General features: G+C 39.7%; 13 protein-coding genes and 1 pseudogene. 5 read left to right on the forward strand and 9 right to left on the reverse strand.

Translation table 11 applies throughout. The features are described 5' to 3' along the window. Positions 1 to 26 precede the first annotated feature (26 nt). The 3 genes and pseudogenes from DS2_RS20600 to DS2_RS16750 all read right to left on the reverse strand — a co-directional run bounded on the left by DS2_RS20600 (position 27) and on the right by DS2_RS16750 (position 2,795). Entirely contained in the window at positions 27 to 557 is a 531-nt protein-coding gene (locus tag DS2_RS20600; protein WP_035016063.1) for a hypothetical protein, read from the reverse strand. A gap of 312 nt (positions 558 to 869) precedes the next feature. Then, positions 870 to 1,961: pseudogene (locus DS2_RS16745) on the reverse strand (IS91 family transposase). Between the two features lie 3 nt (positions 1,962 to 1,964). Further along, positions 1,965 to 2,795 carry a tyrosine-type recombinase/integrase gene (locus DS2_RS16750; RefSeq protein ID WP_035016064.1) on the reverse strand — a complete coding sequence of 277 codons (831 nt, stop codon included), beginning with the start codon at positions 2,793 to 2,795 and terminating at the stop codon, positions 1,965 to 1,967. Positions 2,796 to 3,105: 310 nt separating this feature from the next. On the opposite strand from DS2_RS16750, the gene DS2_RS16755 reads away from it, so the two are divergent. Then, the gene (locus DS2_RS16755) at positions 3,106 to 4,077 is read left to right on the forward strand and encodes an integron integrase (protein ID WP_035016065.1); all 972 of its coding nucleotides are present in this window, start codon (positions 3,106 to 3,108) and stop codon (positions 4,075 to 4,077) included. A 64-nt stretch (positions 4,078 to 4,141) separates the two neighbouring features. Here the strand turns inward: DS2_RS16755 and pgi are convergent, their stop codons facing one another. Together pgi and tal are read right to left on the reverse strand one after the other, a co-directional pair. After that, positions 4,142 to 5,785: a glucose-6-phosphate isomerase gene (pgi, locus tag DS2_RS16760; RefSeq protein WP_035016066.1), complete on the reverse strand. Its 1,644-nt coding sequence runs from the start codon at positions 5,783 to 5,785 to the stop codon at positions 4,142 to 4,144. Positions 5,786 to 5,875: 90 nt separating this feature from the next. Further along, a complete protein-coding gene (gene tal / locus DS2_RS16765) occupies positions 5,876 to 6,829 on the reverse strand; it encodes a transaldolase (protein WP_035016067.1) in 954 nt (317 codons plus the stop codon). A gap of 318 nt (positions 6,830 to 7,147) precedes the next feature. Here tal and DS2_RS16770 point away from each other — a divergent pair, with 318 nt between their 5' ends. Continuing rightward, positions 7,148 to 8,758: a response regulator gene (locus DS2_RS16770; protein ID WP_160168586.1), complete on the forward strand. Its 1,611-nt coding sequence runs from the start codon at positions 7,148 to 7,150 to the stop codon at positions 8,756 to 8,758. Here the strand turns inward: DS2_RS16770 and DS2_RS16775 are convergent. Then, complete coding sequence (locus tag DS2_RS16775; RefSeq protein ID WP_035016069.1) at positions 8,735 to 9,148, reverse strand: hypothetical protein; 414 nt, start codon at positions 9,146 to 9,148, stop codon at positions 8,735 to 8,737. The two genes, DS2_RS16770 and DS2_RS16775, sit on opposite strands and share 24 nt — an antisense overlap. 56 nt (positions 9,149 to 9,204) lie before the next feature. After that, entirely contained in the window at positions 9,205 to 9,915 is a 711-nt protein-coding gene (folM, locus tag DS2_RS16780) for a dihydromonapterin reductase (RefSeq protein WP_035016070.1), read from the reverse strand. Positions 9,916 to 10,028: 113 nt separating this feature from the next. Between folM and rimO the strand changes: the two genes are divergently transcribed. Beyond that, entirely contained in the window at positions 10,029 to 11,447 is a 1,419-nt protein-coding gene (gene rimO / locus DS2_RS16785) for a 30S ribosomal protein S12 methylthiotransferase RimO (protein WP_035016071.1), read from the forward strand. A gap of 203 nt (positions 11,448 to 11,650) precedes the next feature. On the opposite strand, the gene rnd is transcribed toward rimO, so the two are convergent. Together rnd and DS2_RS16795 are read right to left on the reverse strand one after the other, a co-directional pair. Beyond that, positions 11,651 to 12,772, reverse strand: a complete 1,122-nt coding sequence (gene rnd / locus DS2_RS16790; protein WP_051479963.1) for a ribonuclease D — start codon at positions 12,770 to 12,772, stop codon at positions 11,651 to 11,653. A 30-nt stretch (positions 12,773 to 12,802) separates the two neighbouring features. Beyond that, entirely contained in the window at positions 12,803 to 13,795 is a 993-nt protein-coding gene (locus tag DS2_RS16795) for a nucleoid-associated protein (protein ID WP_035016074.1), read from the reverse strand. Positions 13,796 to 13,925: 130 nt separating this feature from the next. Between DS2_RS16795 and DS2_RS16800 the strand changes: the two genes are divergently transcribed. Continuing rightward, on the forward strand, positions 13,926 to 14,141 hold the full coding sequence (locus DS2_RS16800; RefSeq protein ID WP_035016094.1) for a DUF1414 domain-containing protein: 216 nt from the start codon (positions 13,926 to 13,928) through the stop codon (positions 14,139 to 14,141). 7 nt (positions 14,142 to 14,148) lie between these two features. Next, a complete protein-coding gene (locus DS2_RS16805; RefSeq protein WP_035016075.1) occupies positions 14,149 to 15,678 on the forward strand; it encodes a DUF3413 domain-containing protein in 1,530 nt (509 codons plus the stop codon). The last annotated feature ends 13 nt before the right edge of the window (positions 15,679 to 15,691 follow it).

The raw sequence follows: 15,691 nt of genomic DNA on the forward strand, positions 1-15,691 counted from the left end.
ATTGACCTCGGGGAGGCTCATATGTGTTATGCATTTAGGGCTCCATAGCTTTGTGCTGAAGCATGGTTAAAGAACACAACAATATTGTCGGCCATACCCCAATGGGAATTATCAGATATTTCTAGAGCTGATATGATAACTACCCCACCAGATTTAAACGTAAGCACGATACTTTGCGGGTAATACGTTTTCTTTTTAAATAAGCCAACTTCTTTTACCCAGTGCCAAACCACTTCAGCGGTTTTAACCTCGTCATCAATAAGCTGACACCAATTTGATGATCTTGTGACATCGATCTCTCTGCATTCTGCTACTTCAGATTGTAGCGGTTTCTCGAGGATGGACACGCCGTATTGTGTGAACTCACTACCCCAGATAAAACCAAAAACCTTCCCTGACTGCATTTTCAGATTAACACCGTAATCTAAACAGTCATAGCTAGAGTTGCCGGCAAATTCTGTCTGATACCCCTCGTAATTAATTTCAAAGTACTCAACTGAAATCAATTTTTCGCCTTCTAGAGCATTAACGAGGTTTAAATATTCTTCCTTAGTCATAGTGATGCATAACATTTTAGTATTCATGCACACGTAGTTTGTGTGAATGAATCATTTGTTGAACGGGCAAACAACACAGTTGTCTGGTTTGATTTATGCTATAGGAATTTGCTTTTTTAAGCTGATCTGGCATGACAGGTTATTTCCTTGTTGTTTGCATTTTATCAATCCATTTAACTTGAGTTTGCGCTTTGAATTAACGGTAATTTAAGCGAATTTAGTCATTTTTTGCAACTTTATTTTAATATGCACAGCAAAGCCCAACCCAATCCTATGGGCTTTATTTTTATTCGTTATACTGCCTTAAAAGTGTCAGCCAGTTAGTACCGGCTCTATTAACTTTCGGCTTGGCAATACAATACTGACCAGTTTAAGTTCGCCTAATTTGCATTCCGTGCAGGGCCAATGCATTTCCTTGTCTGTCTTTGGCTTTAATTTTTCTGTGCTGGTTTTGTCTGTTTTACACTGCGCTTTTATCCTTTGAATTTTTCGACTGCTACACGCATTCGCTAAAAAACCATAATGACGAACTCGTACTAAACCTTTAGGCAGTACATGTTGTAAATATCGCCGTATAAATTCTTCAATATTCAGCGTCATCAGTTTATTTTGGTTGCTGTCTCGGTAATCTTTGTATTTAAAACTTACCGTGTTTTTAGTGTAGTTAACGAGTCTCGATTCTGACATCACACCTTTTCGCGTGTATCTGGCAAGGTAGCTGAGTAATTGTTGGCTATAGTGCAAACAGGCTTTTGTGTACACACACCAAATTTGAGGTATAGATAAGCCCATCAGATTGACCCCATTATCCCTCAATTCTGCCAGCATTTTACCTTTAAAAACTTTGGACAATGCTTTAACTGGATAAAGATAACCTTTACTTATCTCTTGCCACTGCTGTTGCTTGTTCAAACTACCAGCAGGTATCAAACAGTGCAGATGAATGTGCTGGCTTAAGTTTTGTCCCCAAGTGTGTAAAACACAGGTCATCCCCAACTATCCGTGTTTTCGGTTCGAAGCAAATTTATTTAACGTTTGCCACACCGCTTTAAATAAACTTTGATACAGGGTTTTGGGGTTGTATTGAGCAATCAGATTGAGCTCATGTGGCAAGGTAAACACTAAATGAAAGTAGGTGCATGGCAATAAATTATCGCTTTGCTTGTGAACCCAATCTTCAGTCGTTTTACTCTGGCATCTTGGGCAATGTCTATCACGACAACTACAACCAATTTGAGTTTGGTGGCCGCATTCGTCACATTGCCAATTTTGATAACCAAGCTCGCCTGTTCGGCACGATTGAATGTGGTCGCATACCCGCCTTTGTTGCACACTCATTTTGTGCACTTGTTGATAATGCGCTAAGCCTTGGTTGAGAATGTCGGCTAGGTGAATGGTTTTCATAACTCACCTCACATCTGCAAGTAAATCAACACCACCATGGCCTAGCTCTGGTAACCAGTGTAAATAGCATTGCGTGGTTCTGATATCACTGTGCCCAAGCCGATGTTGCAATTGATGCAGTGGCATTCCCGCTTCAAGTTGGTGGGTAGCATAAGCATGACGCAGTTTATGGGCACTTACTCTGTCTTCCATCCCCAATTGTTTTGCCACTTTGCGTAAGGCCTTTGAGAAGGTTGTTTTACCGATAGGCGTTGTAAAATCACGCAACGAATAAAACAACCATGTACTGGGATGATAAATTCTCCAGTAAACTCTGAGTTGTTGTAAGGCGCTTTCAGGTACGACTACATACCTAGATTTGCCGCCTTTACCGCGCTCTATCAATATGGTTTTTCTTTGGCCATCAATATTTCGTACCTTTACTTGCGTCAACTCACTTAGTCTCAATCCACAAGCATACGCCAATATCACCATGGTTTTAATACGTAAATCAGTGCACTGTTGAATGATGCTCTGTATGTCATTCCTAGTTAAGTATATTGGTGGCTTCGAGCGCTGTTTAGGCACCACAATATCTATGTTGAAGGTTTTTTGAAGAATATATTTAAACAAGAAATTTAAACTATTCACTTTAATCAGTACGCTTGCACGTGACAAGCGGCGCACAGCCGGGCTAGCAAAATATCGATTTAAGTCTTGCTCCGTTACTTGGTCTAATGGCTGACCTAGATAATGTTCAATTTGCTGCAAATGCTGACAATAGGTTTCACGGGTTTTATCTGCATACCCCCGATATTCTATTTCTAAGGCAACTTGTTGGATTAAATTGTTCATGGTGACTTACCTCCAGATTGATTGATAATCCATCAGTAAGTGTGGCTCAGAATGTGAGGTTTACGACTCCGCGCAGCGGCTTAGTTCAACAATTTATACATGCGCGATTTGCGCATTTTTCTACCCAACCTGCGCGCATATTTCTACTTGCTGTATTTTTAACAAATTCCCTAACACTTTGCCAGATATATTATTTCTTTAGCAACATAAATTATTTGTGGGAGAAATATACGCAAATTGCTCATTTTCTTGAATCTGAGAGAAAGCGCATTACACTGTATAAATAAACATATTCAAGGAAAGAAATTAAATGAAAACTAGATCGCCTTTTTTAAATAGCATTACTGAGTACATGTTTTTACGTCAATACTCGCTGAGAACCATTGAAACCTATTTAAAGTGGATCACTTCTTACATTCACTTTCATAACAAACGTCACCCAGCATCTATGGGTGATACTGAAGTTGAGCAATATCTAGAACACCTCGCCTTGAGTGCAAATGTCGCACCAAGAACACAAGCTACTGCCTTAAATTCATTGTCATTTTTATATAAACATATTGTTAAAAAGGAACTGTCGCTAAATTTAAATTTTGCTCGTAGTAAAAAGCAATCAAAATTGCCAATAGTCATGACACCTGAAGAAGTTAGATTACTAATGGCTCACCTAAACAAACGTTATTATTTAATTTCAGGACTCATGTATGGCAGCGGCTTAAGAGTTATGGAAGCTGTACAACTTCGTGTGCAAGACATTGACTTCGACTATAAAAGCATTCGAGTATGGAATGGTAAAGGCAACAAAAATCGCATAGTAACTCTAGCTAGTGAATTAATCCCCCTTTTGAGAAATCAAATTTTACAAGTGGATGAATATTTACAGCTAGATTTAAAGAACGAGCAATTTGCAGGCGTTTGGATGCCGCACGCGCTAGCTAAAAAGTATCCTTCGGCAAATAAATCACTCGCTTGGCAGTATCTATTTCCGTCACACCAATTAAGTGCAGATCCAGAAACAGGCGAAATTCGAAGACATCACTTTCATCATTCTTGTGTTCGCAAAGAAGTAAAAAAAGCCGTACGTGCGGCAGGGTTAACTAAACCTATAACCCCTCACACTTTTAGACACTCTTTCGCTACACATTTACTGCAAAATGGCGCGGATATTCGTACAGTACAAGCTCAATTAGGGCACTCTGACGTTAAAACCACACAAATTTACACACATGTGTTACAGCAAGGTGCGAATGGTGTGGTAAGCCCGCTCAGCAAATTACTATAAATAACAAAAAGGTCGCTTGCGCGACCTTTTTAAACATTATATTTGGCTACTACCAAATTACATATTAAGCATTTCGATTACGGAATTTCTCAATTAATGCATTAGTAGAGCTATCACCATTTAACTCAATTGAGCTGTCTTCTAATTTAGCTAAAACGTCGTTACCCAACACTTTACCTAATTCAACACCCCATTGGTCAAATGAGTTAATACCCCAAATAATACCTTGTACAAATACTTTATGTTCGTACATAGCAATTAACTGGCCTAAAGCATTAGGGGTTAATTTTTCCATCAAAATAGTGTTTGTTGGTTTGTTACCTTCAAATACTTTTTGTGGTGCTACTTTTTCAATTTCTTCGTCGGTTAAACCTTTGCCTGCAAACTCAGCTTTAACTTGCTCAACAGTCTTACCTTGCATTAATGCTTGGGTTTGACCAAAACAGTTAGAAGCTAACATAGCGTGGTGGTTTGTCATTTCGTGCTGAGAATGCAATGGCATAATAAAGTCAGCAGGAATTAACACAGTACCTTGATGAATTAACTGGTGGAAAGCATGTTGACCATTTGTACCTTCACCACCCCAAATTACTGGGCCAGTTGCATAGTCTAAGTAATCACCTGTAGGTGTAGCAGACTTACCGTTAGATTCCATATCTAACTGTTGTACATATGCAGGGAAACCACGTAAATAGTGGTCGTATGGCAACAATACATGGCTTTGTGCACCAAAGAAATTGATGTACCAAACACCTAACACACCTAATAACGCAGGTACGTTTTCTTCTAATGGCGCAGTTAAGAAATGTTGGTCCATTTCATAAGCACCGTCTAACAAGGCTTCAAAATTATCGAATCCTAGTGCTAATGCGATAGGTAAACCAATTGCTGACCATAATGAGTAACGGCCGCCAACCCAATCCCACATTGGGAAGATGTTGTCTGCGTCCATACCAAATTCAGTAGCAGCTTTAATGTTTGAAGAAACACACATAAAGTGTTTTGCGATATCTTCAAATTTACCGCCATTTTCCAAGAACCAAGCTTTAGCTGTTTCAGTGTTTTTTAATGTTTCTTGCGTACCAAACGACTTAGAAGACATTAATACTAAAGTGGTTTCAATTGGCAATGTCGCTAAAACGTCATGGATGTGCGCACCGTCTACGTTAGCAACAAAATGAACTTTAAGGCCATCAACACGATAAGGCTTTAACGCCTCTGTCATAATTTTAGGACCTAAGAAAGAGCCACCAATACCAATTGCTAGTACGTCAGTAAATTTCTTACCTGTGTAACCTGTGCGTGTACCGTTGTGAACTTCGTTGACGAATGCTTTCATTTTCGCCAAAGTTGCTTGTACTTCTGGCATTACATCTACACCGTCACACAATACAGGATTACCTGATTTGTTGCGCAACGCTGTGTGTAATACAGCACGGTCTTCTGAAGTATTGATTCGTGCACCGGCAAACATGCCGTCACGTTTTTCTTCAACTAGCGCTTCACGCGCTAAGTCTAGCAATAATGCTTTGGTTTCTTCGGTAATACGGTTTTTTGAGTAGTCTAATTCTATGCCACATGCTTTGGCTGAAAATTTATTAAAACGCTCTGGGTCTTGTGCAAACAAGTCGCGCATATGTAAATTTTTAGCTTGCTCAAAGTGCGCTTGCAAAGCTTGATAGCTTTTTAACTGAGTAAATAAAGCCATAGTTTTGTTCTTTGTGATCTTTTATGTGAATGCGTAAAAACAAACAAGGCGGTTAAAATACCGCCTTGTAACTTAAAGATAAGCGGCTAATTAAAGCTTAGCGCGTAACATATCTTCTAGTTTGTTTTGGTCAACAGCAAAGTTACGGATACCTTCAGCTAACTTCTCGGTAGCCATTGCATCTTGGTTGTGCTCCCAACGGAATTCATCTTCAGTCATGCGAGCTGGACGCTCTTTGATTTCACCGTTGTAAGATAATTTAACTTCTAAATCACCTTCTACTGCTTCTAATTCTTCTAACAAAGCAGGACCAATTGTTAAACGGTCACAACCTGCTAACTCGATGATTTCGTCAATGTTACGGAAGCTTGCGCCCATAACAACTGTGTCGTAACCGTGCTCTTTGTAGTAGTTGTAAATGTTAGTTACTGAAACAACACCTGGATCTTCACTTGGTGCATAGCTGTCTTTACCTTCAGCTTTTTTGTACCAGTCTAAGATACGGCCAACAAATGGAGAGATTAAGTAAGCACCAGCTTCAGCACATGCACGTGCTTGAGCGAAGCTAAATAAAAGAGTTAAGTTACAGTTAATGCCTTCTTGCTCTAAAATTTCAGCTGCTTGAATACCTTCCCAAGTAGAAGCCAATTTAATTAAAACACGGTCATTTGAAATACCTGCTTCGTTGTAAAGCTTTATTAATTTACGTGCTTTAGCAAGTGAACCTTCTTTGTCGAAAGACAAACGTGCATCAACTTCTGTTGAAATACGGCCAGGGACGATTTTTAAAATTTCTAAACCGATGTTTACCGCTAACTTGTCGCCAGCATCAATGATTTGTTGTTCAACATCGTTAGATTGAGCTTTAGCCCACTCAATTGCATCCGCGATGTACGCTTCGTACTCAGGGATTTGAGCTGCTTTTAATAAAAGGCTTGGATTGGTTGTTGCGTCTTGAGGCTTAAATTTTTTAATTGCCTCGATATCACCTGTATCAGCAACAACTGTTGTTAACTTACGTAGGTTTTCCAGCTTAGTAGTCATGTATAGCTATCCTATAATTTCAGTTGGTCTAACAAAAATCTTTAAAATTATCGCGCGTATTATACAGGAAATGGTGTTTCCGTGCATTCTACATTATTGTCGCGCACCATTCACAAAATATATGACGGATATTAGCAAAGCCATATTAATATGACTATATTTATGCTAACGTCTTTTTCAACTCATCGATTAGGTTAAATGTTGGTGTGGTCAACATAAAGGCATTTAAGTTAAACTTATGTTAAAATTTTCCTAAGCTATTTTCGGGTTGCCCAATATATGGTTTTACGCAGCAGCTTTTACGCTAAAAAGAAAGTTATGATAGTAGACGATTGTGAGCCTATTCGTTCTGCTGTTAAGGGTATGCTGCAAAAAATTGGTTTTGTTCATATCACGTCTGCTGCCAATGGTAATCAAGCGCTGCAAATTGCCAGCGACACCCGTTTTGATTTTGTGTTAGCAGACTTCAACTTAGGTGATGGCAAAGACGGCTACCAGTTGTTTGAAGAATTAAAACACAAGAAGCTGCTTGCCCCACAAACTTGCTTTTTTATGATTTCAGCTGAAAACCGTCGCCCATATGTTCATGGTTTAGTTGAACTGCAACCTGATGACTTCCTGCTTAAACCTTTTACCTATAAAGGTTTAGAAATGCGTTTTTCCCGCGCATTGGCTAAAAAAGTGACTTTAAACAAAGTTTACCAAGCCATTAATGATGGTGATGACGATGCAGCCATTGAAGCCTGCAATACTGTCATTAAAGAAGACCCTGCCAACGCTTTAATTGCACTGCGTATGAAAGGCGAGTTATTAATTAAACAGGGTAAACCTGACAAAGCATTAAAGTTATACAACAATGTTCTCAAAAAACGTGAAGTTAGTTGGGCATTGTTGGGCAAAGCAATTTCAACACTTAAAGGTGGTGATTTAGTTGAAGCGGAATCGCAGTTATTTGAGTTGCTCGACCGTGATGACACTAGACTTGAAGCTTACGATTGGTTAGGCCGTTTAAATATTGTTCGTGAAGATACAGTAACCGCGTTTGAGATGTTAATGGAAGCTGGCAAAATTTCACCGCGTAATTTATTTAGACAGCGTGCAATTGCCAACCTCGCGATTGCCAATGGTGAAACTGAAGAAGCCGTTCGAGCTTATTCACGAATTTTAAAAGACAGCCGCTTTTCAGTGTTCGACACGCCAGAAAACTACCTTAACTTTGCCCGTTGTTTGCTCGATTTAAGTAACGATTCAAATAAACTTGAAATAGCCAAACAAATCACTAAATGTACCGACCTACTAAAAGATATAGACAAACGTTTCTATTCAGAAGCGGTTAGAGCACAAGAATGTGTTATTCACGCGCGGATTCAAGTGCTCAAAGGTAACATGGAAACAGCGCGAAGTAATTTGGAAGAAAGCGAAAAACACGACTCGCCCTACGATTCAGTCGACGATAGATTAGACAAAGCAAAAGCTTATTTTTCTACTGGTAATTTATCTCGAAGCGACGAGATAATGGAAACGCTCGATGAAGTTTCAAACAACGACGACTTAATTTCAGCAACTTTACAAGTACTTATAAATAAAGAGAAAGAAAGCCACGAAGAGCTGCGCGAGCGCATTCGCGCGTTAAATAATGAAGGTTTGGGTTTATACCAAAAAGCCATGTATCCGCAGTCTGTCGAGTGTTTTGTTGAGGCGTATCAATATATGCCTAACAACGCGAGTTTAGCACTTAACTTAGTTCAGGCGATTACTAAAGTTGGCACATTCTTAACTCAGGGTAAAAACCCTAAAGAAATGAAAGCCATGTGCCAAAACTGTGTAACAGTTATTGAACAATCCGACTTATCAGAAAACAATATGCGCCGTTACCACGCCATTAAAGAAGAATTGGTTGCCTTGTTAGGCGCTAAAGACGTAGCTTAATCCAATCAATACCATTAACACGACATATGGATACATTACCGTTGGTTTGAGTGAATTTGCAATATACGCTTTGACCAAACCAACCGCACCAGGCCGCTGTTGTTGCCAGTCTGAGTTAAAAGCTGGCGTTGTTTGAGTATTGTCAGCCAATTGTCTCTCTATTTGTAATAACCGAACTTCAAATCGCGATTGAAACGTTTTCCAAATACCATCTTGTAACCACAAAATAGCAACAATAGCTAGCAACCAACATAGCTGCATAGTTGCAGCAATCCCTGCAACAGTTAGCACCACAGCTAGCAATTTAATAACTAACGAGCCGAATTCATATTTATCGTACGCTTGTTGCAATGTTTGCCACTCAATATGGTTTTGCGGTGTTTTATCCATTTATATATCCAATTTTCTTAGAAAAAAATTAACGCAGTTATGAGGAAAAATAGCCCCTAAAATGCGATATGACGGCCACCGTCAAGTTTTAATTGCCTTCCGGTCATATAGTTACTTTTTAAAATAAACGCCACCGCTTCCACAACTTCTTGCGCTCCTGGCTCTATCCCTAATACAGATTTTTTCAATGTTTTAACTCTATATGCTTCATCGTCGTCTTGATTAAACATAAGTAGCGATGGCGCTATTGTATTTACTTTAACTTTAGGGGCAAATTTTTTTGCAAAACTCAAAGTTAAGTTGTCCAACGCAGCTTTGCTTGCACAGTACGCAATATGTTTATCACTGCCCTTTTCAACCGTGTAATCAGTAATATGAATAATATCTGCGGTTTCACTCGCGGCCACTAATTTGTCTTCAACTGATAAATTTATTAAATAAGGCGCTTCAACATGAATTTGCATCATGTATTTTAAAAGCTCTGCATCAATGCGGCCTTTTTCGGCACACCAGTCACTTGCATTATGTACCAAGGCTCGAATACTTTTAACCTTATCATCAATCCAATTGATAAACGTTTTTACACCTTGGGTTGAAGAAAAATCAGCTTGGACACATGTTACGCCAGCCGCTTGTAATTGCTCCACGCCTTTGCGTGGACTTCGATATGTCGCAACCACCTGAAAACCGTTGTGTTGCAAATGCAAAGCGAGCGCTAACCCGACCCTTTGTGCTGCACCAGTAATGATAACTGCATTTTCTAACACGTTTTTACCTCTACTACGTTAACCTTTGGGTGATTCACAGTGCCATATTATAATTAATCTGCTATGATTCGCGCCCCAAAATCAGCTTGTTTTTTGCCAATGGTGAGGTCTTTATGTCTGTTAATCAATTTGATCCGAAACAAACCACAACTTTAGATACCCCTAAAAAGGTTTTAAAGGATCAATCTAACACGGGTTCAATTGCTGCCAACCTTAACACAGACAACAAAAAAGTGGGCTTTGTAAGCCTCGGATGCCCAAAAAATTTAGTTGATTCTGAACGAATTTTAACTCAGCTTCGGACCGAAGGTTACGAAGTTGTGCCAAACTATGATGATGCGGGCATTGTTATTGTAAATACCTGTGGTTTTATTGACTCCGCCGTACAAGAGTCGCTCGATACTATAGGTGAAGCACTGCAAGAAAACGGTAAAGTATTAGTAACTGGCTGCTTGGGAGCAAAAGAAGACGAAATTAAAGAAGTTTATCCAAATGTGTTAGGCATCACCGGTCCGCATGCGTACGAAAATGTTATGGAGCAAGTTCACACCCACTTGCCAAAACCAGGCCAACTGCCTTTTGCAGCTCAAGTGCCCGACACAGGTGTTAAACTCACGCCAAAACACTATGCGTATTTAAAAATATCCGAAGGCTGTAATCACAGATGTACATTCTGCATTATTCCGTCAATGCGCGGTGATCTAGATTCTCGTTCAATTGGCGAGGTACTCAGCGAAGCACAAAGGTTAAAAGCCGCAGGTGTAAAAGAGTTATTGGTTATATCTCAAGATACTTCAGCCTATGGGGTTGACCGCAAAAACAAAACCGAGTTTTTTGACGGTATGCCAATTAAAAGCAATTTTAAGACCTTGTGCGAACAATTAAGCAAGATGGGCATTTGGGTACGCTTGCACTACGTATATCCATACCCACATGTTGACGAAATTGTCCCGCTGATGTCACAAGGTGCTTTATTGCCTTATTTGGATATTCCATTCCAACATGCCAGCAAGCGTATTCTAAAATTAATGAAGCGCCCAGGTAATGTAGATAAAACCTTAGAGCGCATTCAAAAATGGCGAGAATTATGCCCAGAGTTGGTCATTCGCTCTACATTTATCGTCGGTTTCCCGGGTGAAACCGAAGAAGAATTCCAAGAGTTATTAGACTTCTTGCAAGCCGCTAAATTAGACCGCGTTGGCTGTTTTAAATACTCACCAGTAGAAGGCGCAACTGCCAACGATTTACCTGACCACATACCAGAAGATGTTAAAGAAGAACGTTTCCACCGCTTTATGCAACTGCAGCAGCAAATCAGTGAAGCGCGTTTAGCCACTCGAGTTGGCAAAACTTATCAAATTTTAATTGATGAAGTTGACGAAGAAGGCGCAATTGGACGCTGTTTTGCTGACGCACCTGAAATTGATGGTTTAGTGTATTTAAATGACGAAACCCAACATAAGCCGGGGGATATTGTAGAAGCGAAAATTATTGCCTCTGATGAATACGATTTGTGGGCGGAATCAATTTAACATCATGGAAGCGCGAATAGCATTGTTCGCGCTTTTACTTAAGTGGCTCAGAATCGGCCACCAGCTTGGAATATTTTTCACAAAAACGCTTCAAGTCTATCCCTAGATCGCTCGCAAAAGCCTGATAAAGCATACTCAGAAAATTATGCTGTGAGTGTGCTTAATTGCACCGAATCATCAGCAGCCGTTTATCGGTGTAAAAATCACTCAGCAATAGCAGTTTTAAACGCCTCAGCCAATAAGGCCCCACGCCACCCTAATGTTACTTCAGGCTCAACATCTCGGCTCCACTCAGTTACTTGCCAATGATAACCAATAAACTGATTAATCATGCGTTTTGGCGCTAGCAACTCAACACTAATTTGCTGCGCTTCAGCCACTTCAGCAGCCACTTTTTTAAGCCTACTATAAATCTTCTTATAACCAGCAATTTCCGCAACACGTTTAATCTTTGCAGGGCACGCTTCTTCAGGTACAGCTTTACCAGCTTCAATACAAGCTAACATGGCTTTGCCATGGCGTTTAATTTCCATTGGATGAATCCCCGGAATATTAAACATACTTTTAAAGCTACCTGGCCGTCGCTGACACAAAGTCACTATGCTGCGTTCATGCACGACAAAATTAAGCGCTAAGTTTTTCTTAACCGCATAATTAAAACGCCATTCGATCAACCTAGCCAAAATCGCCAATTCACGAGGAGTTAACTCCCAAGCACTTTTAACATCACGCCAAGCAAGTTTAGGATCAACCTCTTGAGTGCGTTTACTAATTAAGCCAGTTACCTCTTGCTCAACATAATCAAGCATATTGATATCCAATAGCTTTTGCATTTGGATATCAAAAATCGGCAGTAAATAGCGTACATCGTCAGCCGCGTAATCAAGCTGTTGCGGGCTTAGTGGGCGTTTTAACCAGTTGGTACGGGCATGTCCTTTATCTAATTCAACACCTTGATATTGAGCAACCATAGCACCTAAACCAATAGATGCATTGTCACTAATAAAAGCATGTGCAATTTGGGTATCAAAAAAAGCAGTTGGCGTTGCATTTAACCCAACGTTCAATACTTCGATATCTTCACCACATGAATGAATAACCTTAATTACATTGGGCGATTCAACCAAGTTTTTAAGTGGTGTTAAGTCATCTAATGCCAAAGGGTCAATTAAATATACATTGTCGCGATCTGCAATTTGCACTAAACCTAACGCAGGATAATAGGTGCGCTCTCTTACGAATTCAGTATCAAGTGCAATAACAGGTTGTTGCAGCAAATTGCTGCAACATTGCTCTAATTCAGTTTGGCTTGTAATAAATTGCACTGGCAGTCAATATCCTTGTTTAATGTAAATTTACTTAGCTTTCATTGCTTTTTGCAATGCGTCTAATAGATTTGGCGGTATTTTATGAAAGGTTAACGTTTGCGCCTGTGGATCAAACTGAACTTTTTCACCTAATAACTCACGTTCAAATGAAATGCTAATACCGCCACCTTGACCAAAAAACTTTTGCATGCCTTTAGTTGCACTGGCGTACACTGGGCATTCTTCACTAAAGTCTTCAGCTTGCGCAGCCATGTCGTAAAAACCAGCTATACCCGTTTTTTCTTCTATTTCTTGCGACAAGTTTTTCACTTGCATAAACTCGCCGCTTTGTGCGGCCGTTTTCATCGCTTCAACTGAAACATCGCGAATAGCTTGGCTTTTTTCAGTGTCGGTTGAATTATCTTCAATAAATTTTTCTACGCTTTCAACCAATTTTTGTGTCGCTTCTTTCGCATTCATCTTCTCTTCGATTGCAAAAGCTTCCGCCATAAAGTCGCCAATTTTACGCCCTACCCGACCTTTTATGTAGCCAATAGAACGTGGAGAATCAGGGTTAATCGACAGTTCGCTTAAATCAATTTGCACCGCTAAAGAAATATTCGCAATGTCTAAATATTGTGAGCGCTGTGGGTTAATTGCCTCACTCAATTGAACCGACTCTTTAACCCCCAACATAGTGGCTAAAATATACTGGGTTGCTAAGTGTTGGTAGTGCGCAATCACTAAAATAGTTTCTGCTGGCAAAGTTTCGGGTGTTAAACCGTCTAACATGCGCTGAGCAACATTGTCAGCAATTTGCTGCATGTCTTCACCCGCTTTAATTTGGGCAAATACTGCTGAGTCTTCCGCAAAACTGCAATATTGTTTCTGACCTTTTTTAGTAAAAGACTGATGAATTTCACCGGCTAAAAAGTCGGCGTTGTCGCCACCAACTTGGGTACAGTTTTCAAGTTGAAGTGAGAGTTGATCGTCTTTTAAACGATAGCGATTAAAATATAATGTTGCTTTGCTAACTGCCATATATGCTCGTTGTTGATAATTTTTACCAGTTTACTGCGGCATAATTTTATACCAGTGGTATAATTGCGCCGTCTGCCGATATCGGCATTGTATCATGGGTTACCCCGCAGTTAAGAGATTTTCAAATTTTATGGCGCAAACTAGTAAATTTTCAGACCAAGACTTAGACCGTGTAGTTTCAGCATTAAAGATTGCTTTGTCCGTGCAAAAAGTTCCAGCAAACCTGTCGTTAGTGGCTTTAGGCACCTTAGTGAGTGAAGTAATAGAACAAAACTTCCCACAAGAAAATCAAAAGGCCATTGCTGAAAATTTTGCCAAAGCGCTGCAGGACTCAATTAAGGACTAATTGATTAATGTTTTTAAACAATCAGAATCAACAGAGATCTCATTTATATTCTTGGGGTAACTGGTTTAGCTTAACCAATATGATGGTTGGGCTATTTTTATTTACCATTTATTGGTTTGCCGACCCAATGCCAAGCAGTATTATTGGCAAGCTGTATATGGTTATATACTCGATTGGCCACGCTGGTTTTTTATTCTTTTTAGGCTATTTACTTTTAGCGTTTCCGATTACCGCGCTGAATAAGCCGCAAATTGCCAAACCGTGGGCATCACTTGTTGCAGCTTTAGGTTTAACCCTACTGTTTTTAGATGCACTGATTTATTCAGCCTATGGTTACCACCTTAATTTTTTATCGCTCGATTATATTCAAAACGACTTTCAGTTATTAACCCAAAGTTTGCCAACCGGCTTTAAAGTCGCAATTGTTTTGGTGTTTATTGCAATTTTCGCAGTTGAGCTCGTATTAGCCAATGCACTGTGGCGAAATTTAGATAAATATCGCGCATTTTTATTAAAAATTAAACTACTGCCAATTGTCATTGGCTGTTTTGTATTAGGCCATATAGGCCATATTTGGGCCGACTTAAGCTTGTACAAACCGATAACTCGACAAGACAACCAATTGCCGTTGTCGCACCCTATGACAGCAAAAACCATGTTAAGCCAGTCAGGGTTGTTTGATATCAATGAATACCAAGCAAAAAAACAGCTAACGTTTGACTTGTCTAGCTACAAAGTTGATGTACCAAATTTCCAATTTAGCTGTTTCAGCCCCACAACCAATTTTGCCGTGACCCTGGTTGAAAGCAATCAACTGCCGGTTGAGCAAATCAGCGCATCCATTCGCCAGTTAGACAGCGAATTTGCAGCTAGCCAACACTGGTCACCTCTAAACGCACAAGACAGCTTATTTGAAATTATCAGTGGCATGCCAGCAATTTATCAAAACCAATTTGCGGTTATGCCAAATGTACTTGATTCAGTGCTGTTATCAAGCGGGGTAAATAGCCAATTTACTAACCTGCCAAACGATACCCGACAATGGCTTAAAGGGTTTGAATCGGCAAACCGAGTAAGCAGTTTTACTGTTCAATACGCTTACTATCAGGTAAACAGTGAATCAGAATTAGCCGCAATTGTCGAAAAAGCCAAACAACAAATTATTATTGTGCATTCTGGCAATGCCTATGAATACGGAGCCATGTTAGTTAAAGGCGAATTGGTACAACTACCTAACCTGACCTCTAATTTTGATGTACTGCCAACTTTGCTTGAAGGTTGGTTAGGCTGCTCGTTTCAAACTAACTATGGTAAATTTGGCCAAAACGTATTTTCTGTACCACGCAAAAATAACTGGTTAGTTAGCGCAGATAATGAATTCATTTATGTGTGGCACCAAGATGTACTAACCAAAATTGACAGCGATGCAAATATGCAAAGCCTGCAAATGGGCAACCAACAAATTGCTCAACCACCAGTCAATGCAACTCTTGCACGCGCCATTCAATTTTTAAAACGCAACTTGGTTGAGAAATAACCAACAAATTAAA

Source organism: Catenovulum agarivorans DS-2 (assembly GCF_000568405.1).
Lineage (GTDB): Bacteria > Pseudomonadota > Gammaproteobacteria > Enterobacterales > Alteromonadaceae > Catenovulum > Catenovulum agarivorans_A.

Coding starts and splice junctions, on each gene's coding strand:
- DS2_RS16750 (WP_035016064.1), bottom strand. CDS start 2,795: ATGAACAATTTAATCCAACAAGTTGCCTTAGAAATAGAATATCGGGGG.
- DS2_RS16775 (WP_035016069.1), bottom strand. CDS start 9,148: ATGGATAAAACACCGCAAAACCATATTGAGTGGCAAACATTGCAACAA.
- DS2_RS16755 (WP_035016065.1), top strand. CDS start 3,106: ATGAAAACTAGATCGCCTTTTTTAAATAGCATTACTGAGTACATGTTT.
- pgi (WP_035016066.1), bottom strand. CDS start 5,785: ATGGCTTTATTTACTCAGTTAAAAAGCTATCAAGCTTTGCAAGCGCAC.
- rimO (WP_035016071.1), top strand. CDS start 10,029: ATGTCTGTTAATCAATTTGATCCGAAACAAACCACAACTTTAGATACC.
- DS2_RS16805 (WP_035016075.1), top strand. CDS start 14,149: ATGTTTTTAAACAATCAGAATCAACAGAGATCTCATTTATATTCTTGG.
- DS2_RS16770 (WP_160168586.1), top strand. CDS start 7,148: ATGATAGTAGACGATTGTGAGCCTATTCGTTCTGCTGTTAAGGGTATG.
- tal (WP_035016067.1), bottom strand. CDS start 6,829: ATGACTACTAAGCTGGAAAACCTACGTAAGTTAACAACAGTTGTTGCT.
- DS2_RS16800 (WP_035016094.1), top strand. CDS start 13,926: ATGGCGCAAACTAGTAAATTTTCAGACCAAGACTTAGACCGTGTAGTT.
- DS2_RS16795 (WP_035016074.1), bottom strand. CDS start 13,795: ATGGCAGTTAGCAAAGCAACATTATATTTTAATCGCTATCGTTTAAAA.
- DS2_RS20600 (WP_035016063.1), bottom strand. CDS start 557: ATGACTAAGGAAGAATATTTAAACCTCGTTAATGCTCTAGAAGGCGAA.